Origin of the sequence: Staphylococcus sp. Mo2-1 (assembly GCF_046721385.1) — a bacterium.
Taxonomy (GTDB): Bacteria; Bacillota; Bacilli; order Staphylococcales; family Staphylococcaceae; genus Staphylococcus; species Staphylococcus equorum_A.
This window is the reverse complement of record NZ_JBEUUK010000001.1, coordinates 223210-247241: the sequence shown is the minus strand read 5'-3', so window position 1 is coordinate 247241 and position 24032 is coordinate 223210. Positions and strand designations below refer to the sequence as shown.

The following is a 24032-nucleotide window of genomic DNA, read 5'->3' as shown; positions in this document are numbered from 1 at the left end:
AGCTCCATTTTTTTTACTTATAAGCAAAATAATGTAACTTTTCGTTTATGAAACATTCATCTCAACCATTTGATATAAATAGCCTCTTGCTTTAATTAGAGATGGATAACTACCAGTTTCTACGATTTCCCCTTCACTCATAACTACAATTTTATCAAAATACGGTAGCAACCTTAAATCATGAGTTGCAACAACTAAGGTTTGAGCTTTGGCATGAATGCTATCCATTACGCTATCTGTATGATATATGTCGAGTGCTGTAGTAGGTTCATCCATAATCCAAATTGGTGCATCTCTTAATAATAATCTTGCAATTCCAAGTCTTTGTATTTCACCACCTGATAATGTATTACCAGATATGGTAATGTCTCTATCTAAATCGATATGACCCAAACCTAAATCAACTAAAATGTTGCGTAGCTCAGCATCATCTTTTTCAGTAAACAAGTTCTCTCTCACTGTGCCATCAAATAACTGTTGTGTTTGTAATAGGGCATTGATTTGACTATATTTTTCTTCATCTACGATATTTGTAATATCTTGATGATTTAATAATATCTCCCCTTTATCACTTTGATACAAACCTAACATGAGTTGCAATAACGAACTTTTACCGGATCCTGAAGGCCCAATAATAGCAACATGTTCGCCTTTATCAATGGATAATTGGATATCTTGTAATACATAACTTGCTTGGTTCCAATATTTGAAGTTGAGGTCTCGAACCTCGTACAACGGCTCGGTAGGTAAAACTTCTAAATGCATTGCTTCCTCGCCCTCGCTTCATAGGATGAGCAATCACTTCATTAATATCATGGAAAGCTTCGTCAGTATCCGCTTTAAAGTAAGCTACATTGCTCATAGGTATGGCCTGTTCAAAAAGTGTCAACATCATTAATACAATACTTGTTAAATAAACAACGTCTAATTCTTGATTTTGTACTTGAACCACACCTAAATACAGTGTGAAAAATAATGCAATCATCGAAACAATATTTAGACTATATTCGTATAACGATAAAAATCGTTGCTCTTTTGCTTGAGCCGCTTCATAGTCATTCAATTGATTAAGCACTTGTTTTTTGTAAAATTCTGTTCGACCAAAACGATCCAACTCTTCATAACCTTCTTTATAATCATAAAATCGGTTTAAAAAATCACCTTGAACGTCGTTAACTTGTCTTTTCAATATACGTGCACGCTTAGCACTTAACCATGGTATTACTACTAAGGTAGCAATCATACTAATACATATGATAATTGCATGTACATATGAGAAGTAAATCATTACGATTGTAGAAATGATTGCTGTAACGCCGATTACTACAGGTGGATAATAAACACGCAAGTATATATTTTGCAGTGCTTCAACTCTGCCAATCATTCGTGCGATTAAATCACTGGAATTAAATTTTCGATATACGTCGGGAACCACCGGAATTAAATGTTTAAAAAATTGAACCCTAACGTTTCTAAGCATTGTAAAAGTCGCTCTATGTGATAGCAATCTTTCAATATATCTGGCAATTGCTCTTATAAATCCAAATAATTTTACTGAAGCTATCAGAACCATTAATGCAAATAACGGAGCACCCAAGCGCACTTTGCGTTACCATATAACCACTTAAAAAGAACATGCTAAGTGCTACTAAACTTCCTAGAACACCCACAATAATCGAAAGTATCAAATCTCTATCTATTTTAAATTGAATATGTGGCTTCATGTTACGTCACCACCTTTATCATTGTTTCTTCTCTCTCGTGTATCTATCGATGTCAAATAGCCATTTTCAATATATATACGTCTATCAGCATTTTTAATAGTATTTTCTCTATGTGCAATCGTAATTACAGTTGTATCTACAAATTGTTGTGCAATTATATCTTGTATAATATTTTCTGTTTTCACATCTAAGCCAGTAGCAGGCTCATCAAAGATAAGTACGTCTGGTTGAATCATTAGTACTCGAGATAGTTCTACACGCCTCATTTGACCGCCTGAGAGCATCTCACCGCCCTCTCCAATCCATGTATCTAATCCATCCTTTAAAGATAGTACTTTTTCTTTTAAATCAACATCTTCTAATACTTTTAATATTTTGTTTTCATCTATAGATTGAAACATAGTAATATTATCGCGTATAGAAGCATTAAAGATATAGGGCATTTGACTTAAAAAGCCTAATTTCAAGTTAGCATTTTGATAAGTCACTTCACCTGACTGAGCATCGAAACGTTGTACAATAACCTGTGCTAGTGTAGATTTACCGGCACCACTTTTCCCGACGAGCGCAATTTGCTCTCCTCTAGAAATATTCAAATTAATATTATTTAAAGCATTTTGTTGTGCATCATCGTATTTAAAGCTAACATTCGCCAATTTAATTAATGCAGATTGTTGTGCATTAACACGTACTTCAGGTTTCAATGCTTTTTCTTGTTTATCTAATAATTCGAAAACCACATCGCTCGATCCTTCACTTTGCTTTCCAGTGTGGAACGATTGTCCCAAATCTTTAATAGCATTATAAAATTCAGGCGCTAATATGATTGCAATGGCAACTGTTTTAAAATCAATACTATTGAATAAAATCAATCCTAACCCAGCTTCTAAAGCTACAAGACCAATCCCAAGCATACTGATAAATTCAAGCATGAGCCCGGATAGAAAAGCACTTTTTAAAATACGCATAGTTAAATCTCTGAATGTCGTACTTTCTTCATATAATTCTTGTTCTGTCTGAGCTGTTCTATTAAAAAGTTTTAAAGTGATAAGTCCTTTAACTTTGTTTAAAAATTGCTGACTGAATTGGTTTAAATAGGTCATTTTATCTTTAGATTCATCACGTGTTTTTAATCCAAAAATAATATAAAAAAGAGGAATAAATGGTGCAGTGACTATCATAATTAAAGCCGTATTTAAATGAATAAAACACATAGCAACAATGATAAACAATGGAATCATCATTGATTTAAATACTTGTGGGAAATAACTATTAAAAAATGGAACAATTCCATCAATACTTTCAGTCAAGGTATTCATTTGAACCCCAATTGGCTCTTTTGACTGTTTTAAAATAAGTTGGCGTCGCAAATCATATTTCACTTTTGTAGACATGCGATTACCTATCATTTGATTTATTGTATTAAATGTTGCACGTGCGATTAAAATAAATAATGTAAACAGTAATAGTATTAACAAATTTTGGTTCGTTTCTAATAACATTGCATTTAAAATTTCTGCAATAGAAATATTCTGAACGACCACGGTAATAGCTAATAATGTACTGATTACAAACATGAACATTGGGTATATTTTATATTTAAATGCTAAATTTGTTAATCTTTTCACAATTATCACCTGCCACATATTATAAACTGATTCATTGAAAATTAAATGAATTCGCTCATTATTATTAGTACTTTTTTATGTTAATTTCATATTTCAGACATAATTAGAAATTTCTCTTTTTCAATGCTTGAATTCCTTTTATTATATTAATCTCAGTCTTTAGTCTAAAATTACATTTATATGTGGCGCGTTACATTTTTATTGTGCTATCATTATAAAATGAAAATCTATGAAATTTAATTAGTAATATGAAAGTAGGTAAATTATGTTAATACTTGAATTGATTAAAGGACTTATTCTAGGTATTGTTGAGGGGTTAACAGAGTTTGCACCTGTTTCTTCAACAGGTCACATGATCCTTATCGATGACATGTGGTTAAAATCAAGTGAATTTTTAGGATCAGAATCAGCTTTTACCTTTAAAATTGTAATACAACTTGGTTCTGTTTTTGCGGGTGCATGGGTATTCCGTGAACGTTATTTCGAAATGCTTCATATTGGTAAGTACAGAGCATCTTCTATCGATGGCGTTGGTCAAAAACCGAATCGCTTAAACTTACTACATATTATTGTCGGTATGATTCCTGCAGGTATCCTTGGGTTATTATTTGATGACGTTATTCAAAAATACTTATTCAGTGTACCAACTGTAATGATTGGATTGTTTATTGGCGCTATTTATATGATCATAGCCGATATTTATAGTAAAAAAGTTACAAACCCACAATCAGTTGACCAAATCAATTATGTTCAAGCATTTATAATTGGACTATCACAAGCAGTTGCAATGTGGCCTGGTTTCAGTAGATCTGGTTCTACAATATCTACGGGTGTATTAATGAAGATGGATCACAAATCAGCATCAGACTTCACTTTCATTATGGCTGTTCCTGTAATGCTAGCGACTAGTGGTTTATCACTTGTTAAAAACTTTGAATATATTCATTTAGACCATATTGGTTTTTATGCATTAGGCTTTATTGCTCGCCTTCGTTGTAGGTTTAATTGCAATTAAGACATTCTTGTACTTAATTAGTAAAGTTAAATTAATTCCTTTTGCTATATATAGAATTGTTTTAGTTATTATTATCGCTATCCTTTATTTCGGTTTCGGTATTGGACAAGGTATTACAGGCGAATAATATTTCAATGGACTCTATGTGCTTATGCATCAATATAACTCAATGTTTTGAAACAGTGAAACAGAAATCTAATTTTTCTAATAAAGTTTCGTTGTATAAACTCAGATTAATAAAGCTGACTAGCAAAAGAATGCAAGTGCTTTTTTAGTTCAGTTAGCTACTACCAAAATAATAATCGAGGCTAAGACACAAATTTGTCTTAGCCTCTTCTGTTTATTATCGCTATCATAAATGACGTATATCTTTCTGTACAGACTGTATTTAGCGTTTATTTTCGTGTATTATAGGGTAATGTGTAGATAGTATAAAAGTAAATGGAGGCAACGAGTATGGACAAAAAGCAATTAATCAAAACAATCATCACAGTAGCACCTGTGTTTTTAGTACCGCTAATCGTTGAACGCAAACGTATTAAGGATCATCCTGATGTGAAAAAAGCAAGTGACGCAACAGTTAGTGCTTCTAAAACAGTTGCAGATAAATCTGTACGCGTTAAAGATAACGTTGTAGAAAAATCTTCTCACGCAAAAGACTACGTTGCAGATAAAAAACATGACATGGATCAAAAACGTGAACTTAAACGTATCGCGAAAGAACATGATCCAGCCTATATTGAGAAAAAAGGCGAAAAATTAGAAAAAGAAAATCGCAAAGAAGCAGATAAAATGAACAAACTTCTGCAAAAAAATATAGACAAACGTCATAAAGAAGAAGAAAAAGCACGTCAAGATAATAAGAAACAACGTATCAAAGACATGAAAAAATCAAATAAACACATGGAAAAAGTTGGATTAACTCCAGGTAAACTTGATGATGAAACAGAGAAAAAAGGCGAAAAACTAGAAAAAGAAAATCGCAAAGAAGTAAGCAAGCTTGATAAATTACTGCAAAAGAATATAGACAAACGTCATAAAGAAGAAGAAAAAGTGCAAGAGAAAAACAAAAAAGCACGCTTATCTGAATTCAAAAAATATAAAGACTACGTGGCCAAAAGTGTTGTTAAACAAAACAAAGAAGAAAATGGTAAATAAGCCTAATGACACAAGTCATTATTGATGGAGATGCTTGTCCTGTAACCAATTCAGTAATTGAATTGACTGAAGGGACAGGCATTTTTGTTACCGTTGTTCGTAGCTTCAGTCACTTTTCTACAGTAGTACAACCAGACCACGTGAATATTATCTATGTAGACGATGGACCAGACGCTGTTGATTTTAGAATTGTAAAACTGGTACGCCCTAGTGACATTGTGATCACACAAGACTATGGCTTAGCCAGCTTACTTTTAAACAAGACGAAAATAGTTATGCATCATAAAGGTTACATCTACACGCAACAAAATATTGATACATTATTAGAGCAACGTCATGCGAGTGCTCAATTTAGACGAAGCGGCGGACGTACAAAAGGCCCCTCAGCTTTTACTGATCAAGATGTAGCTGAATTTGAAGCTATCTTTTCGTCTATCATAGCAAATCAGATGTCGAACAAGGAGGAATAAAAATGAAAAGTATTGCGGTGTATTGTGGTGCCAGTAAAGGAAACGATGAAACCTATATTACTGAAGCTTATCAGTTAGGTAAGTATATGGCTGAACAAGGTTATGAATTAATATTTGGTGCTGGTTCTGTAGGTATCATGGGCGCTATTCAAGACGGCGTATTAGATCATGGCGGTCGTGCTGTAGGCATCATGCCAAATATGTTAAATGAAAAAGAAATCACAAGTGGAAAATTAAGCGAGTTGATACTAGTAGATTCTATGCATGAAAGAAAAAATAAAATGGCTGAATTAGCTGATGCTTTTGTAATGGCTCCAGGTGGCGCAGGTTCATTAGAAGAATTTTTCGAAATGTATAGTTGGTCTCAAATCGGTATTCACGAGAAACCTATTGCCGTGTTCAATATCAATGGTTTTTTCGAGCCCTTACAAGCACTTTTAGATCACATGATTCAAGAAGGTTTCATAGATTCTAAATACAAAAACCTTGCTCCTTTGTGCAATACGAAAGAATCACTATTCGAAGCGATAAACAATTATAAACCACTTGGCATTAGAACTTATGATTAAATATATCGTATAAAAACATAACGTTGGGATATAAATCCTAAACTTCAATAAAAGGAGATAAGATTTCTCAAATCTTATCTCCTTTTATGTTATTATGCGCTTTCTAACAAAAAAGTTCGCACATTCATTTCACTACATCTTCCTATAGTAAAAGCGTTATTAATTGTTTTAGAATCATAGCCGCAACAATTAAAATGATAATAGCAGACGCTTTATTTAATATCAGAATGTATTTACCTGTTTTATCAACGTTACCTATCATTTTTCCAGAAATTGCTAAAAAGAAAAACCAAACCCATGATATAACTATAGTTGAAATAGTAAACACGACTTTATCCAAACCATCATAAATAGCCCCATTCGTTCCAATGACCCCAATCGTGTCCATAATTGCATGTGGGTTCAGTAACGATACAGAAATCGCAAAACCAACTTGCTTCTTCGCTGTCATTGGTCGATAACGCTTCACTTCATCTGGCCTTACTTTCCATAACGACCAAACCATATATAATAAAAAAACGAAACCTATACAATAAATAGTAACTTGCAATATGGGAAATGAGAGTAAAATAACCGATACACCCAACACTGCCAACACAATAAGAAATGTATCACACAGACCTGCTGTAATAATTACGGGTAACGACTTATATATACGCTTATGATTGGCACCTTGATTAAATACAAATACATTTTGCGCACCCAATGGTAAAATCAACCCCAGCGCTAGTAAAAAGCCGTGAGCTAATGGTTGAAACATGTTTATTCCTCATTTCTCAATTTTAAATTTACAAAATTAAACCAGACCAATTTCAAAATCTTTTTCCATTAAAAATATATGAATATAAGGTCTATAAGTACTATACTATAATAAATCCAAGGAAATCGGACCAACCAGAAGCTAATTAAAATACCAACCAGATTTTATATAGGAGCGTATATATGTTCAAACCCAAATACAAAAAAATCGTCGATGATATCATTTCAAAAATAAATAATGAGACATTTAAACGTGGTATGAAATTGCCATCGCAACGAGAAATGGCAAACTACTACGATGTAAACCGTTCAACTATTATACAAGCTTTAGATATTCTTCAAAGTTATGGTGTTATAGAAGGAAAAGAAAGAAGTGGACTTTATCTTTCAGACAACAAGTGGAACACTTACATAAATAACAATACAAATTGGCAAAAATATATTAGTAATAGTAGTTCAAAAAACAATCAATACTTTATACAAATGATTAACAAATTAGAGTTTGAATCTAATTTAACTCGCTTAAGCACTGGAGAACTTAGTCCAGATTTAATTCCAAATGAAAAATTCAAAGCAATTCTTTCTACAAGCGAAAAAGACTTACTTAATACAAACTATGAGCACCCACAAGGTAGTTTAAAATTAAGACAAGCGATATCAAACCATGTAAAAAAATCAGGCATAATATGTAATGAGGAGAATATTTGTATCACTTCCGGTGCTTTGCAAGGCCTGAAGTTAATTGCTGATGGCTTACTCGTCCCACAATCGAAAATCATTATAGAAACGCCATCATACATTAATTCTATACGTACTTGGCATAATATTAGAGCTGATATTAAACATATACCTATTTTTGAAATAAAAAGAAATATTAATAATATTTTTAATGCAACATCAGCATACAATAATAGTATTTTTTATTGTATTCCTACATTACATAATCCAACCACGCATTCATATACAATAGACGAAAAACAAAAATTAATCATTCAATGTAAAAAAGCTGGAATACCAATTGTAGAAGATGATGTATATGGCGATTTATATTTTGGTGATGAACGTCCACTTCCATTAAAGTCTTTTGAGGATAATGATAATATATTATATCTCAATAGTTTGTCGAAAACTGTGAGTCCTGGCCTGAGAATTGGTTGGATTATAGGAAAACCTTCAGTAGTACAACATTTAGCCGACTTAAAAATGCAAAATGATTATGGAGCAAGTTCACTTTCACAATTCGTTGCTACTGAATGGCTCAATACACCTTCTTATCATGAAAGACATTTAATCAAATTGAAGCACGCACTTTTAAAGAAAAGAGATGTGTTTTTACATTCATTGAACACGCACTTAATTGCTTTAGGCACTTGGAAAACACCAAAAGGTTCCTTTTATATATGGTTTAAATTAAATGTACCTATTGATATGAAAATATTGTTTGACGAAGCTATAAAACACAAAATTTTAATCAATCCCGGAGAAATATATGATACAAAATCCAAAGATTATATACGCTTTTCTTATTCATATATAGATGTTAACGATATAGATAAAGCATTAAAATCATTAAGTGAATTGATTCAATTTCAAACACCCACTGCTTTAAATTAAGTAATATTAAAAAAAGAAAATCTCATCACTAGGTTCAAAACTAATGATGAGATTTATTATTTTAAAAAAGTTGATGTATACCCTGAATTCATGTATATTCACAATTTTTCTCATTGAATCCACTAACATATTCAGATAAACTGCTTACTTCACATCGTATTAAACACCTTATCTTAAGCCTTCATCACCTAACATAGCTAAGTTTTTATAATATCTTACATGTCTATGAAGTGGATGATGTTTACTTAATTCTGGATGTTCAAAATAATCATAAATTTCCATCCCTATTTTTTCCATCACTTTGAGTGAAGGTTCATTACTTTCCGCAGTAAAAGCATATACCTCATTTAAACCTTGTTCCTTCGCATACTTCAATACCGCTTCTGCACCTTCAGTAGCTAAGCCATTGCCCCAAACTTCTGGAATGAGTCGCCAACCAATTTCATAAAATGGTAACTCTTCAAATGGAAATTCACTCTCTTCTGTCACATAATTCAAACCTATAAAACCTAACCACCCATTGGTTTCTTTAAGTTCTACAGCAAATAAACCAATGCCATCATCTAATATCATTTCATTCATTTTATTCATATCGTGTTCTGAACGTTGATAACTTAATAAACTCGGGAAATATCTACGAACTTGTTGATTCGCATTCATTTGTTGGAATGATAATAAGTCTTCCTCTTGCCAGTCTCGTAACCTTAAACGTTCAGTTTCAATATAAACTGTCATATGTTACACCTCTATACTGGAAATATAATTTTCTATACAAAAGTAACGCGTTATGAATCTTTTCATATCGCGCTACCATAATATTATTTATAATTTGATTATGCTCTTGTAATATAGCTAATTAATTCAAGATTAACAGCTACTTCTTTTAAGCGATTACGTTCACTTTTGGGTGCAGTAAATGTTGCATCAATAAAATCATTTTTATGGTTTAATTTATAAGTAGCAACAAACGTATCTGTATCAGATTCAAAGTTAGGTAAATGCGCAATCACGCGTTTGATTTCACCTGTTGAATCTTTTATTTCTCTACCTGTAATACTTTCTAATTCTCTACCTAATTCAGGTAAAGTAATTGAACGACCTTCTAATAAATTAAAATCTTGTTCATGCATAATGCTTACCCCTCTTTCTATATAGACGACTTATTAATCTACTTCATTCTTACATTTGTCCTATGAAGTGAATATTACTGAATAATAATCGACCTATATTCCAAAATTCATATTTTAAAAATTTATTTTGTATGTTTTATATTAATCTTTATTATGTTTAATGATACCCATTATACCAATTACTAAAACCATAATACAATGATTTCCTAGGAAATAAAGAAATATCATCTAAAATAGCATTAAATGTGATTTCTATATGTTATACAAATAATATTTTATTTTTCCGGAAATTCGTTCGTCAATTTTGTAACAAAGCCAATCATTTTTACTATAGATTACACATAAGAATAGTAATGAATAACGCCTTAAAATCGTATGCTTTATGTTTCAGACATTGATTTCTTTCTCTAAATTTTTCGACTGGTCTTGTAGTTTATCTTGTTCTTTTTCCAGTTTTTCTTTTTCTTTTTTCAAATCTTTATTCTTCTTCTCTAATTTATCAATATCTTTTTCTAAAGAAGCTTTTTCATCATCTTTCCCACAAGCGGTTAATGCAATCGTCGATGCTAATATGAGTGCTAAACACTTTTTCATATAAATACTCCTTTTTCATGCTATTATAATAAATTAATTTTATCATTTTTCTGTATTATCTTCATTATTTACCCTTAAATTTTTAGTCATTATGACTTTACTAACATGATAATCCATATTTAGATTTAATTGTTGCATCTGAATATTGTGGTTGGCCACTGTGCTTTCAATTTTTTGAGCGCCTTGTGCTCTTGCCCATGCTTCGACTTCATTTTTAAAACGCGTAGCAATCCCCTGTTTACGAAATGCTTCATTAACATGAAGCATTTCTATGATCACTTTATTATAATCATTTAAATAGCGTGCCCAAATAAAACCTATAAGTTGTTCTTTCTGTGTTTCAAGCCATACTATATCTGTATTATATTTCAATCCATGATTTATCATTTCTTCACGTAGTACAACAGATAAACGACTTTTCCGATAATCTTCATTTTGTTTTGCAAGCTCACTTTCATGTATGTCTGCGATTTTAGTAATATATTGTTTTTGTTTAAGTGTAAGTTTCTCCATATTTTCTCCTTTAAAAAGTAATGTTGATTTATAATGTTATATTCGTCATAATAATCCTTATCATTACATTCTATAAAAAGGACTGCGAAATTCAAATGAAATCTACTGACAAATTAATGCGAGAAAATAATGTAAAAGCTTTACGATTAAATAATACAGATAGAGATGCATTCGAAAATTACATGACATACGTCCGAGCGGATTTAAGTGTTAACCCTCACGATTCTGAAAAAATGTTAAATCGTATTTTAAATCAATTATTAGAAGCTGAAAAAGAAGGCATACTCGCCATGGATTTCTTTGAACATGATCCTAAGTCACATGCCAAAAAGGAACTCAAAAAATTACCAAACGAAACAGTTTTAAATATTTTCAAATACATTATTCAGCATATTTTCTTGTTATTTGGGATATTTTGTTTTCTTAAAGGATTTATTGGCTTTTTCATTGGTGCGAAACGATTATATTTATATTCATTTCCTCTTGTCGTGTTAGTGGGCATTTTTATCATTTTTCTATTTATATGGATGATATTCCGAACTGTGCAAATGCAATGTTTTACAAAGTCTCATTGGACATGGATATTAACGTATATCGTCATTTTATTACTATTATATGCAATATTTTATGTATTTTTCATTCCTCAATCATTTTTAGCATTTGGGCCTTATATATTAATTAGTAATTGGTCTTTTATTATAATCTCATTTGTCGTTATACCTATCGCTTTATTTATTGATCATCATTATACAAATAAAGATGCGAATACATCTTTATAATTTTGTTCTTTGAATAACAGCGGCTATTTCGTTATAATGCCTAGACTTTTAATAAAGTACTGTACTTACTACCACCTGATTTTCTACGTGCACCTAGCGTCCACCTTCAAAAGCGACATATTTTAAATAGAAAAGCACTAATCTATTATAAACTAATAGATTAGTGCTTTTCATTTGAGAATGAGATATTTATGTCCCAGTTCTCTTATTCATATTGTTACGTGATATGCGTTGCTATTAAGGCGCCATGCCTTCTTTTCTCTCCACAGCGATACTAATAAACAAGAATACCAGACCGATTGCAGTTAAGATTGGTGCAATTAAACTTAATGATGCTATCGGTAAATTCGTCACGACAACGCCACCAATAAAGGCACCTAGCGCATTACCTAAATTAAATGCAGATTGGTTTAATGTACTTGCAAGCGTAGGCGCATCTTTAGAAATAATCGTACTTTTAAATTGTAATGATGGACTCATACTAAAGCCGATTAAACCAAAGAAGAATATGCCTGCTACCATAAAGAAACCATTCATTTGTATAAAGTATAATAATAGGAAGTAAACGATAAAGATAGAAAAAATAATTTGTAATGCTTTATTTAAATTCCAATCCGCAAGTTTACCACCTACGACGTTACCTAATGTCACACCTACTCCAAAAATAATTAACAGATAAGAGATCAAGTTTTCTTGTACATTTGATACATCAGTCAATACTGTAGAAATATAAGTGAAGTATGCAAACACACTACTGAAACCAAATAATGTCACTGCTAATGTTAACCATAAACGTTTTTCTTTTAAAATTTGTAATTCTTTTTTCATTGATGATTTTATCGTGTCACGTTGCATAGGCACAAAAATAATAATACCTATAAGTGCTAATGTCCCTATAATAGAAATAATGATAAACGTCATCGGCCACCCAAAGTTTTGACCTATTAATGTCCCGAATGGTACACCTAAAATATTACTTAAACTTAATCCCATAAACATTAGTGCCATCGCACTTGCACGTTTCTCTGGCCGCACCATATTCGCGGCTAAAATAGAACCTATACCAAAGAATGAACCATGAGCCAACGATGTAATAATACGACTCGTCATCATAAAGCCATAACTCGTACTAAATGAAGCAGCAAAATTCCCTAATATAAAAATACCCATTAATGCGAGTAATAAATATTTTCTATTCCATTTAATCGTTAACATAACTATGATAGGCCCACCGATTGCAACACCTAATGCATAGCCAGTTATAAGTTGTCCTGCCTGACTTACAGTTACGTCAAAATCTCGTGCAATATTAGGTAATAACCCCATAATTACAAATTCTGTCATACCTATTGCAAACGCACCGATTGCAAGCATCCATATAGCAATTGGATATTTCATTTTGACTCCCTTCAAAACTCTTATTTTTTCACACATTTTGTGATTATACTAAAATTCAGTTGCCAAAAACAAGGGTATTGCTTGATTTCTTTCCATTTTTATAAATAATTCGCTTACATTTAATTTTAGCTGTATCCATTTAATAAATTGCATTACATCATCATACTACTAAGAACACAAAAAAAGTCAGCAATCATCAAATGAAAGTTAAAAGCGCTTAGAACACTTAATTACCCTTCTTATGACAATAGCTAACTCGCTAATTTTAATTAATTAGTAATGCGTCAATAAAGAACCACACGACCATGATAAACATGATAATCCCTTGCGCAACAGCACTCGCTAAAAATGCTACGATGGATCCAAAACTTGCTTTTAAAGCCTTTGAAAAGTTAGGTTCTTGTATCATTTCAACAACGAGTACCGCAATAAATGGAATAATAATAATTCCAAATGGTGGAAATACAAAGCAACCTACGATTACACCAATAAGTGCCGCATACTCGCTGAGCTTAGAACCACCAAATTTATTCACAAAATATTTATTCATGACGAAATCTGCTACCAGAATAAACACAGTGAATAAAATCATTGATACATAGAATATCCATGATAAATTACCATTATGAAATGCGAATTGATAAATTAAAAACCCTACCCATAATACAAGCACTGATGGAATAATAGGTTTAATTAAACCTACAAATGCTAAGACGAATGATGCGATAATTAATAGCCATAAAATTACTGTCATTTTTATCTACTCCATACTTTCTTCTGTGAATTTTTGATCTTTCGTAAAGTATATTAATATCATACCTAAAAAGATAGCTGTCGCCGATACAAAGAATACATTACCTAAACCTACCCAGTGACTCATAATTCCACCTAATAAGTTCCCACATAACTGACCTATCACCATCGCGTTAGCAAAAAGTGTAGATGCATATCCTGGAAAATCCGGTAAAATATCTTGGAAATAACTGATGCCTAAACCAAGTAATATTGCTAAGAAAATAGCTAAAAATACTTGTCCCACAAACATCATCACTAGACTTTCAAATACGCCAATACTAAAGTAAAATAGCCCACCAAATAGTCCACCTAACATCAGTAAAACACGTGTCGTGAGCTTAGCTGATAAAATACCTAACACGACCATAAATGGAACTTCTAAACCGGCACATAGACTGGCTAACCCGCCTACATATCCTTCAGCTTCATTCAAATATTTAGTGACAAACAACGGCATATTCAATGTATACATCCATTGGCCAATATGTAATAAAATAAAGGCTAAAAATGGAACTAATAATGCCTTGTCATGTAACATGTTAGGGGCTTTCGCCTCAACTTGATTCACATCAGTTGTTGTTTGTTTAGTTTTGATATCTTTAAAAAGAATACCTGTAACATCAGTGTAAATAAAATAATGGTAACAGTTCCAGTAAATAACCCTGCATAACCATTTACACCTAATAATAAAGCGCCGATTAACGGACCAAACAGGAATCCAAATGAAAACATGGAACGCAATACGGCATTCGCAAACTTCGCTCTATCTCTTGAAGCAGAAACATTGATAGACTCTCTAGCTGAAGCGTACATTTGAGGCATTGCGGGCGCGAAAAATCCTTGAAAAACAGCATACATAACAATAAATATCCATATTTCATGAATATAGAAGTAAATAGAAAAACTGACAGCACCCATTAACAGTGCTGTAATAATTATGACTTTCCTATTTATATTGTGTGTATCAGAAAAGCGTGCAACAATCGTGTTCATTATAAATTGACTGATTGTCGCTAATGCTAATAGCAGACCATATTGTGTAGAAGTCATACCCAAATCATTGGTCGCAAATAAAATAAGATAAGGTACAGTGATTGAGATTCCCATACCTAAAAGCATCATATTGACTACAAATAGTTTGTAATTCTTAATATGTAATAAAGCACTAAACATATAACAAACCTCTATTCTAATAAATTAGGTGTCAATTCTTGTATATTACTTAAATACGCAATGTATCAATGCTTATGTATTAGCTCTCATTGATGTTATTCAACATATTCCATCATTAAATTGATAAATGATTCTACTTGAGGCAATTGTAACATGCTAGAATCGTAACTTAAAAATGTAGAACGAATCAATGGTTTTTCATCTATATTTACACGTCTAAATTCAAACTGATCACGGTCTAGATGCTTCATCATGATTTCAGGTAAAATTGTTACACCGACACCATTCAACAACATTTCTTTACATGTAGCCACTTGATCAACAGTAATCATAGCATGATAATCTTGACCAATTTGACTCCCATACCATTCTTTAATTTGGTTAATATAAATGGGATCTGCTTGAAATTCAATAAATGGCATTTTATCAACATCCTCATATCGATTTTTAGGATTAATAAAATAATGCTCATCATTAAATAAGTGTGTGTTACTTAAGTTCATAATTTTATTCCCACGTATAATCATCACATGGTAATCTCTATGGTTTGCTTTAATTTGTTCACTCGAACCTACTTGAACTTGAATTTCTACATTAGGAAATTGGCGTGTAAATAAGTTTAATACTTGCGGTAATAAAGTTTGTCCTATTAATGAAGAACAACCGATTGAAATCGTACCATTGACTTCACCAATGTGCGCTTGCATTTTATCTAAAAACAAACGCTCTTTATTTAGCATATCTCTTGCATGCTCTATAATCATCGAACCTTCTGTTGTGGTAATCAATTGTTTCTTAGTACGTATAAAAACATTTACACCAAAAGCATTTTCAATTGATTTTAAACGTTGTGTTACTGCGGGTTGTGAAATATATAATATTTCTGCTGCTTTCCTTAGTGTTCTTGTTTCATCTAAAGTGGTTAACAAGCGATAATCGTCAATCTTCATATTATCCCCCTATATTTTAAAAAGCACTTTTAATCACTTCATTTATTGATTGTTATTCATTTTCTCAAAACATTTCATAGTATCATTTCAATCTTTAAATGATGTCTGTTCTTTATTCTTTATCATCTAGCAGTGTCACTATAACATGATTCACATCATACTCATACACCGATTCACCATGCATAGATCATCCAATTATATAAGTGCATATAAGCTTAATGTTCTGGCTCTGAGTCGCGATGCGTTGGATAATTTTGGTTGTAATTGTGACTTTGCTGATTGTGGTTTTCATTTTTAATATGCTTGTTTGGATGTTTATGATCGTGTGGCTTGTGTGGTTTATGTTTATATGGTTTATGTTTATGCTCATTATGTTTGGTTTTACCATGTAATGGGTGGTTGTGGTTTTTTGATTTTTGTTTAATCTTGTAATAACAATACATAATTTTATCTTTCATAGTTGAAAAATCAGCTTCAATTTTTATCATTAATTGATGCGCAATAATATAAGCTTCGTGATATTGTTTTTTAGTAATTTGTCCTTGGTCTAAAGCACGTTGTAAATCATCTTCATCTACAAGTTCATATTCCCCATTTGGCAATACAAGTACATCTAAACATAAATCTATTGTACGTGCATTTCCTTTTTGTGTAACATTCTTAATATTTATATCAAAGTAATATTCTAATGGGTTGCCCTTGTCATCTAGCATCACTGTAATGCTATATCGTTTTTTTTCGGGCAAGATTTGTAGCCATTGATAGTTATCATCCGCAACAATAATATTTTGACCCACCACTGTGACCTCTAATGGTTCTCGTACTTTTTTCATCGTCACCAAACCAATAATACCCTTGAACTTGTTGTTGTTTACTTTGACTTCTGTATACTCTTTGTCAATGATACGACGCCAGTGACGCTTATCAATATATTTTACTTTCACTGTCACCAACTCCTTGTCATTATTATATAAAACTGTTTACTTTATGTCATCTTATGGATTATACTGAACGTCTTCCAATTTTGTATCACGAATTTAATTATTATTATTGTACTATATTTCATAGTGTAAAAGCGAAATTGACAATTATAATAAAGTTTGATAGATTTTATCTATATTTTTCTGAAAATTCTATAAATAAAGGAGCTAGTAACATGGCAGTCATTCAAAGACCTTTTAGAGCCGATCATGTCGGTAGTTTATTAAGACCACAACGCCTAAAAGATGCACGTAAAGATTATCAAAATGAAGTCATCGATGCACAAGCATTACGAGATATCGAGGACGAAGAAATTGAGCACATCATAGAGAAACAACTAGAAGTAGGTTTACATAGCATCACTGATGGCGAATTCCGCAGAAGTCTGGTGGCATTTCGATTTCTTAGAAAATTTAGGTGGCGTCAAAGGCTATACATCTGATCGTGGTTTAGCATTTGAAGGTGTTGAGACAAGAAATCATAATGTTAAAGTTGAAAGTAAAGTCGCTTTTAACCCAAATCATCCACATTTTGAACACTTTAAATTTTTATATGACAAAGTTAACGGACGTGCAACAGCAAAAGTATCTATCCCAAGTCCAAACCAATTGTTCCATCCAAATATATTAAATGAAGACATTTATCCAGATATCGAAGCTTATGCACATGATGTGGCTCAGGCTTACCGTGAAAGTTTACTCAAATTTTATGAATTAGGCGCGCGTTACATTCAATTAGATGATGTTTATTGGGCTAACCTAACTTCTGGTTCTCAGAAAACACGTGGACGTGATCGTACTGAAGCAGACAAAGAAGCGAGCACGTCAACTTGCATATCGTGTTGTAAATGAAGCAGTCCAAGATTTACCAGAAGACCTACTTATTACTACACATATTTGTCGTGGTAATTATCAATCTACTTGGGCAATTTCAGGTGGTTACGAGCCAGTCGCACCTTATTTATTCAAAGAAAATTTAGGTGGTTTTTTCTTAGAATATGATGATGATCGTTCTGGTGATTTTGAGCCATTACGCTTCTTCCCTAAAGAAAATTCAGCAGCTGTATTAGGTCTTTTCACTTCAAAAACTGGTGACTTAGAAGATAAATCTGCCATCCTAGCACGTATTAAAGAAGCACAACAATATGTTGATTTAGATCAAATTTGTTTGAGTCCACAATGTGGCTTTGCTTCAACAGAAGAAGGCAATAAATTGACTGAAGATGAGCAATGGAACAAACTAGCTTACGTTGTAGAAATTGCAAATGAAGTCTTTGGAACAGCAAAATAAACTTACTTCACTAACCAGTACGAAGTATTAATATTAAAAATGAGAGGCCTATCAGATTCTAAAAATCTGATAGGCCTTTATTCATATACAGATGTTTTAAATTAGAAATTAACTAATTTCGAGCTATATCACTTTCGGATAAGGCATAACGTTCATGAACATCTTTTAAACTTGGAAATTGATTATTTAACCATTCTTTACTAAGTAGTTCAAAATGTTCAAATTCAAATGCAGGTTGGCACATGCAACCAACAAGTGCATAACCATTTTGACCTTCAATCGAAGACGCAAAAATCGTCCCTTTTGGAACCACGTATTGTAGAACATCACCTGTTTCAAGGTCTTTACCAATTGTCACACTTTGATAATGTCCATCCGGATCAATCATATGCACTGTTAGAGAATCCCCAGCGTGATAATACCATATTTCATCTGCATCAATACGATGAAAATGCGATATATTGTCATGTGTTAACAAGAAATAAATACTTGAATATGCTTGCTCTTTCATTTAGATAATTTGAATTAGCTTTGATAACCTCTTTATAATAGCCACCTTCTGGATGTGGCTGTAAATCTAATTGGTTAAGCCAATACTGAATATTTCCATCCATATTACTTCAAATCCACATTATGGAAAACATTTTGAACGTCTTCTAAATCTTCTAAAGCATCAACTAAGGTTTCAAACGCTTCTTGATCTTCTTCAGATAATTCTATATCTGATTGTGGCAACATCTCAAATTCAGCGACCTTAAATTCTTCAACACCTGTTTCACGTAGAGCATCTTGAACTTGAGCAAATTGATCTGGCTCAGCGTAAATAATAGTTAACCCATTTTCTTCAATAATGTCTCTCACATCGATATCTTTTTCCATCAATGCCTCTAAGGTATCATCTGCTGATTTGCCTTCAATACCAAACACAGCCGTATGATCAAACATATACGCAACTGACCCAGAAACACCCATATTACCGCCATTTTTACCAAAAGCCGCACGTACATCAGAAGCAGTTCTATTCACATTTTCTGTTAATGCGTCTACGATAATCATTGACCCATTTGGTCCAAAGCCTTCATATCTTAATTCATCGTAGTTTTCTTCACTTGCGCCCTTAGCTTTTTCTATCGCTCGATCAATAATATGATTCGGTACAGAATAAGTCTTAGCTCTTTCTAAAGTTAATCTTAGCGCCTGGTTTGATTCCGGATCTGGTTCACCTGATTTAGCCGCTACATAAATTTCTTTACCGAATTTAGCGTAAATTCGACTTGTATTTTTGTCCTTTTGAGCTTTTTTCTCTTTAATATTATTCCACTTACGTCCCATACTTTCATCACACTTTCTCGAAAAATATTTTTATTAACATGATATATTATACAATAATTTAGCTCTATTACATAGAACTACGTATATAAATGACAAATAACCACACCTTATATATTACATAATAAATAAGACTAGTCATACGCAACAGAATTTCATGTGTATCACTAGTCTTTTAAATCATCTCAAAATATGAATCAATAAAGGACATCTCATTACTTGATCCACATTTTTTATTCAGTATATGATTCAATTTCATCTAATAATGCCTTGTAATGTGCTTGCGTTTTTTTCGTTCATTAATAAGTATACTTTACGTTCATCTTCTGTTGAACGTATCTTACTTACTCTATCTTGATCAATCAAACGACGAATGGAAGCAAGCACTTTAGTTCTACTCAAATCCAATTCCGCAGTAGCAATTTTTAAAAATGGTCGCATCAACATATGCTTTTCACTACAATTTTGCTGAATGAGTTCTAAAACTGCTACATCATTGATTGTCAGTTTATATTTTTGTTCTATGTAATGCGTTAAACTTTTATATTCTTTATAAACATTTAAAAATTGCGCCTTTTTCTCTTCATTCATTGCTATCACACCTCCAATTGAAATTATGATGAATGTATCTAACACCTTGCGAAGTAACACTGTTTTATTTTTGTATTTTTTTATTTGAATCAATATACTTTTATCTTTACGTAATTTTGAATAAAATAATTAAATTTGTCAACACTTTTTTATTAATTTAACTAAATTATAATAAACACTAATTAGGTCACTTTTTTAAAATCGTCTCATCACTAAATATTCGCTGAATGTAAAAATACACCCTTAAAGTTAAATACTAAAATCAACTTTAAGGGTGTACTCATGTTAATTACTTAATTATCAAAAAGCAAATACTTTATCGATAGTTGCTTCTTTATTTTCTAAATTTATTCGCTAGTCTTAAAACATATTTTATAATGTGTAATAAATTGATGAATAAATTAAAGCCCATTTCTCTTGGTGAGTATTGCCCCCGTTTCATACGATTAAAATCGTATAATGTGTAAAGAAGGAACAATAATAGACCTACCACAGTAATAATCGTATGGAACAATGAATTTTGAATAAACATACCAATCAAACTTGCAACAATTAGCGCTATTAATGTTACAAATAAATATTTACCCATACTTGCGGCATTACCAATTACAAAAAAGCCTATAATGCCGAACACCATAAATCCTGCAATGGCAAGAATTACATTTTTATAGAATACTTCAGGTCCTAAATTTTGCATATATGTCGTAAATGTTGCGAATGATAGCAATCCTACTACAATTGCATATATGTGAGAAATGACTAAACCATATTTACGCGCTCTGTTAAAAATAACAGTGATAAGAACTAAACCAAGTAATACGAATGATAAAGGTCTTCTCCATTCCAATGGCAAGTATTGTCCGAAGTAACAACCAATGCCAAAAATAATCCAGTAATAGACAAAAAAGAGCCATACTTTTCCATAAGCATGAGACTTAGATTTATCTTTAGACTGTTGTTTATGCTTATTTATATGTTGTGCCGTTTCAGCCAATTGATTCACTCCTTAACTATAAAATAATATTTAAATACTTGAATATTATAATAACATCAATAACCTTCAATAAACGTAATACTTTAACTTTCACTATTTCAAACCATACCAAACATAATTCTTATAATTTTCCAAGTGTATTGAGCTAATCCTATCTATTTCTAACTACAAGCAACTTAATTGTTACAAATACGAAAAAACTAAATACCATTCTCTCTTTATAAAGTCTTATAAATCGCATAATAAGCGTCTTGAGGGACTTAACCCTTTTTGCACTCAAATATTAATAATATTACATCTTTATAACAACACACACAAAACATCTGATTTTTGATAGTATGGAACGTGAATTCAGATTAAAGAAACTATCACATATATTTAATACATATCTGCTTTTAGGGTATATAGGAATTGAAGGAGGAGTTCTTTTGAAAAAGTTAGCATTTGCAGTAACAGCTGCTTCAGGCGCTGCAGCGGTTATTTCTAATCATGAAGCCGATGCATCAACACAACACACAGTGAAATCTGGTGAGTCACTTTGGACAATTTCACAACAATACGGTGTTTCAGTAGATGAAATCAAACAAAGTAATGATATCAATAACAATATTGTATTTCCGGGACAAGTTATTGAAATTGGTGGAAGTGGTTCACAAGAGCAAGGCTCAAGTTCAAACTCTTCTTCACAATCATCTGGCGGCTCAACGCATACTGTAGAATCTGGTGAGTCATTAAACACAATTGCAAACAATTATGGTGTTTCAGTAGATGAGCTTATATCAGCAAACAATTTGAGTGGATACATAATCTATCCGAATCAAACATTAACAATTCCAGGGGCAACTGGTGGTTCTGGCGGTTCTGGTGGTACAACAACACCAAACCAAAATACAGGTAGTTCATCAGCAAGTGATGCTAATCTATACGATTGGGGTCAATGTACATGGCACGTATTTAATCGTAGAGCTGAGACTGGTAAACCAATTAGCACATATTGGTGGAATGCTGATCATTGGGCAAACAATGCAGCAGCAGATGGTTATACTGTAAATAATACACCAAGCGTTGGCTCAATTATGCAAAATTACGAAGGCCCTATTGGTCACGTAGCTTATGTAGAACAAGTTAATCCAGATGGTAGTATTTTAATTTCAGAAATGAATTATAATACTGCACCAGGGACAGTAGATTATCGTACAATCCCAGCTTCACAAGCTTCAAGCTATAATTATATTCATTAATGTATGAATTTCATATTGAATAAAAAAGCAGTTAGACTTCTATTTAGAATGCTAACTGCTTTTTTATTTGAACTATTTTAAACAAGATCACATACAACATCACTCATAAGCTCACTCAGTCGTCTTATGAGCTTGTAAATAGCTTTTACTGCCTACTTACTAACATATCTTATTAAATGCTTATAACAAAGTCACTGATGTCTATAAATAAAAGACCGAGGCTGGGACATAAAATACATGCTCAGCCTCGGTCTTATTTTGAGAATAGACAATCACGCCCAAACTCTTTTATACTTCAAACGCTAATCACGCTATAACATACCTAATTATAGGAAGATATTCATAACGAAATAAACAAGGGCAGCAACAATTGCAGAAATCGGCATTGTGATAACCCATGTAACAATCATACGTTGCGCAGTATTCCATTTCACGCCTTTAATACGATTAGATGAGCCTACACCTAGAATAGATGAAGAAACAACATGCGTCGTTGATAACGGAAAATGTAATGAAGATGCTACAAAGATTGTTAAAGCTGATGATAAATCTGCCGCAACACCATTAGCCGGACGAATTTTCATTATATTACCACCAACTGTTTTAATGATTTTCCAACCACCAACAGCTGTTCCTAACCCCATAGCAGTGGCACAGGCAATTTTAACCCACAATTGTGGTTCAACAGAACCACCTGGTTGTAAGTTAGCTACGATTAAAGCTAATGTAATAATACCCATTGATTTTTGAGCATCGTTGGTACCATGTGAAAATGATTGTAACGACGCTGTGAAAATTTGGAAGAATCTAAAGTTTCTATTTGATTTTGTTAAGTTTGCATTTTTAAATACGACTTTAACAATTGAATACATAATGAAACCTACACAAAAAGCAATTACTGGTGATATCAGTAATACAGCAATGATTTTTGTAAAACCTTCATAGTGTAATACGGCAAACGACCCTTGCGATGCGATAGCCGCACTCGCAATGGAACCAATTAACGCATGAGAAGATGAACTCGGTATACCATAAAACCAAGTAAGCAAGTTCCAAAAAATTGCTGCAATGATCGCTGATAACACCACAACAAGCCCATTTTCTAATTTAAATGGGTCTACAATATCTTTAGTTATTGTACCCGCAACTCCAGTAAAAGCTAATGCACCAATAAAGTTCATAACTGATGCTAATATAATAGCAGTTCTAGGCGTTAATGCACGGGTTGAAACAGCAGTAGCGACAGCATTGGCTGTATCATGAAAACCATTGATAAAGTCAAAGATAAGTGAAAAAATAACGATAGCTACTGTGATGATTAAAATATATTCCATTAG

The 24032-nt window shown here is 32.3% G+C and carries 19 protein-coding genes and 6 pseudogenes; 8 read left to right on the top strand and 17 right to left on the bottom strand.

Annotated features, from left to right (window positions below; all coding sequences use genetic code 11):
• Positions 1–45: 45 nt before the first annotated feature.
• A pseudogene (gene cydC / locus ABLV95_RS01215) lies at positions 46–1724 on the bottom strand (thiol reductant ABC exporter subunit CydC).
• Positions 1721–3352 (bottom strand): ABC transporter ATP-binding protein/permease, encoded by a 1632-nt coding sequence (locus ABLV95_RS01210; RefSeq protein ID WP_460872401.1) that lies wholly within the window; start codon positions 3350–3352, stop codon positions 1721–1723. The pseudogene cydC and the gene ABLV95_RS01210 overlap by 4 nt, the downstream one beginning before the upstream one ends.
• A 265-nt stretch (positions 3353–3617) precedes the next feature.
• Here ABLV95_RS01210 and ABLV95_RS01205 point away from each other — a divergent pair.
• The 4 genes and pseudogenes from ABLV95_RS01205 (at position 3618) to ABLV95_RS01190 (ending at position 6564) form a co-directional block, all read left to right on the top strand.
• Positions 3618–4494: pseudogene (locus ABLV95_RS01205) on the top strand (undecaprenyl-diphosphate phosphatase).
• A gap of 329 nt (positions 4495–4823) precedes the next feature.
• On the top strand, positions 4824–5525 hold the full coding sequence (locus ABLV95_RS01200) for a hypothetical protein (RefSeq protein WP_021339403.1): 702 nt from the start codon (positions 4824–4826) through the stop codon (positions 5523–5525).
• Between the two features lie 5 nt (positions 5526–5530).
• Positions 5531–5995 (top strand): YaiI/YqxD family protein, encoded by a 465-nt coding sequence (locus ABLV95_RS01195; RefSeq protein ID WP_069815257.1) that lies wholly within the window; start codon positions 5531–5533, stop codon positions 5993–5995.
• Positions 5996–5997: 2 nt separating this feature from the next.
• Positions 5998–6564, top strand: coding sequence for an LOG family protein (locus tag ABLV95_RS01190; RefSeq protein ID WP_002508350.1), 567 nt, complete (start codon positions 5998–6000; stop codon positions 6562–6564).
• A gap of 142 nt (positions 6565–6706) precedes the next feature.
• On the opposite strand, the gene ABLV95_RS01185 is transcribed toward ABLV95_RS01190, so the two are convergent.
• Positions 6707–7324, bottom strand: a complete 618-nt coding sequence (locus tag ABLV95_RS01185) for a LysE/ArgO family amino acid transporter (RefSeq protein WP_427705294.1) — start codon at positions 7322–7324, stop codon at positions 6707–6709.
• 182 nt (positions 7325–7506) lie between these two features.
• Here ABLV95_RS01185 and ABLV95_RS01180 point away from each other — a divergent pair, with 182 nt between their 5' ends.
• Positions 7507–8937 (top strand): aminotransferase-like domain-containing protein, encoded by a 1431-nt coding sequence (locus ABLV95_RS01180; RefSeq protein ID WP_427707565.1) that lies wholly within the window; start codon positions 7507–7509, stop codon positions 8935–8937.
• A gap of 168 nt (positions 8938–9105) precedes the next feature.
• On the opposite strand, the gene ABLV95_RS01175 is transcribed toward ABLV95_RS01180, so the two are convergent.
• The 4 genes from ABLV95_RS01175 to ABLV95_RS01160 all read right to left on the bottom strand — a co-directional run bounded on the left by ABLV95_RS01175 (position 9106) and on the right by ABLV95_RS01160 (position 11174).
• Entirely contained in the window at positions 9106–9672 is a 567-nt protein-coding gene (locus ABLV95_RS01175) for a GNAT family N-acetyltransferase (protein WP_427705296.1), read from the bottom strand.
• A 98-nt stretch (positions 9673–9770) separates the two neighbouring features.
• Positions 9771–10067: a hypothetical protein gene (locus ABLV95_RS01170; protein WP_069832662.1), complete on the bottom strand. Its 297-nt coding sequence runs from the start codon at positions 10065–10067 to the stop codon at positions 9771–9773.
• A gap of 387 nt (positions 10068–10454) precedes the next feature.
• Positions 10455–10661, bottom strand: coding sequence for an SA0632 family lipoprotein (locus ABLV95_RS01165; RefSeq protein ID WP_460876178.1), 207 nt, complete (start codon positions 10659–10661; stop codon positions 10455–10457).
• A gap of 42 nt (positions 10662–10703) precedes the next feature.
• Positions 10704–11174 carry a GNAT family N-acetyltransferase gene (locus tag ABLV95_RS01160; protein ID WP_427705299.1) on the bottom strand — a complete coding sequence of 157 codons (471 nt, stop codon included), beginning with the start codon at positions 11172–11174 and terminating at the stop codon, positions 10704–10706.
• 95 nt (positions 11175–11269) lie between these two features.
• Here ABLV95_RS01160 and ABLV95_RS01155 point away from each other — a divergent pair, with 95 nt between their 5' ends.
• Entirely contained in the window at positions 11270–11953 is a 684-nt protein-coding gene (locus ABLV95_RS01155; protein WP_069832660.1) for a DUF1129 family protein, read from the top strand.
• A 237-nt stretch (positions 11954–12190) separates the two neighbouring features.
• Here the strand turns inward: ABLV95_RS01155 and ABLV95_RS01150 are convergent, their stop codons facing one another.
• From ABLV95_RS01150 to ABLV95_RS01130, 5 genes and pseudogenes are all read right to left on the bottom strand, one after another.
• Entirely contained in the window at positions 12191–13351 is a 1161-nt protein-coding gene (locus ABLV95_RS01150; RefSeq protein ID WP_069832659.1) for an MFS transporter, read from the bottom strand.
• A gap of 265 nt (positions 13352–13616) precedes the next feature.
• On the bottom strand, positions 13617–14105 hold the full coding sequence (locus ABLV95_RS01145) for a DUF456 domain-containing protein (protein WP_069815247.1): 489 nt from the start codon (positions 14103–14105) through the stop codon (positions 13617–13619).
• Positions 14106–14111: 6 nt separating this feature from the next.
• Positions 14112–15319 (bottom strand): annotated as a pseudogene (locus tag ABLV95_RS01140) (sugar efflux transporter).
• 95 nt (positions 15320–15414) lie between these two features.
• A complete protein-coding gene (locus ABLV95_RS01135; protein ID WP_069815242.1) occupies positions 15415–16269 on the bottom strand; it encodes a LysR family transcriptional regulator in 855 nt (284 codons plus the stop codon).
• A gap of 215 nt (positions 16270–16484) precedes the next feature.
• Positions 16485–17213 (bottom strand): ribonuclease FAU-1 family protein, encoded by a 729-nt coding sequence (locus ABLV95_RS01130; RefSeq protein ID WP_427705304.1) that lies wholly within the window; start codon positions 17211–17213, stop codon positions 16485–16487.
• A gap of 212 nt (positions 17214–17425) precedes the next feature.
• Here ABLV95_RS01130 and ABLV95_RS01125 point away from each other — a divergent pair.
• Positions 17426–18540: pseudogene (locus ABLV95_RS01125) on the top strand (5-methyltetrahydropteroyltriglutamate--homocysteine S-methyltransferase).
• A gap of 112 nt (positions 18541–18652) precedes the next feature.
• Here the strand turns inward: ABLV95_RS01125 and ABLV95_RS01120 are convergent.
• From ABLV95_RS01120 to ABLV95_RS01105, 4 genes and pseudogenes are all read right to left on the bottom strand, one after another.
• Positions 18653–19154 (bottom strand): annotated as a pseudogene (locus ABLV95_RS01120) (cupin domain-containing protein).
• Position 19155: 1 nt separating this feature from the next.
• Complete coding sequence (locus tag ABLV95_RS01115) at positions 19156–19872, bottom strand: YebC/PmpR family DNA-binding transcriptional regulator (RefSeq protein WP_069815234.1); 717 nt, start codon at positions 19870–19872, stop codon at positions 19156–19158.
• Between the two features lie 230 nt (positions 19873–20102).
• Positions 20103–20460 (bottom strand): annotated as a pseudogene (locus tag ABLV95_RS01110) (transcriptional regulator, SarA/Rot family).
• Positions 20461–20794: 334 nt separating this feature from the next.
• Positions 20795–21454, bottom strand: coding sequence for a Bax inhibitor-1/YccA family protein (locus ABLV95_RS01105; protein WP_069815232.1), 660 nt, complete (start codon positions 21452–21454; stop codon positions 20795–20797).
• 428 nt (positions 21455–21882) lie between these two features.
• Between ABLV95_RS01105 and ABLV95_RS01100 the strand changes: the two genes are divergently transcribed.
• Positions 21883–22695 (top strand): LysM peptidoglycan-binding domain-containing protein, encoded by an 813-nt coding sequence (locus ABLV95_RS01100; RefSeq protein WP_069815230.1) that lies wholly within the window; start codon positions 21883–21885, stop codon positions 22693–22695.
• Positions 22696–23021: 326 nt separating this feature from the next.
• On the opposite strand, the gene ABLV95_RS01095 is transcribed toward ABLV95_RS01100, so the two are convergent.
• A complete protein-coding gene (locus ABLV95_RS01095; RefSeq protein WP_460876174.1) occupies positions 23022–24029 on the bottom strand; it encodes an anion permease in 1008 nt (335 codons plus the stop codon).
• Positions 24030–24032 lie beyond the last annotated feature (3 nt).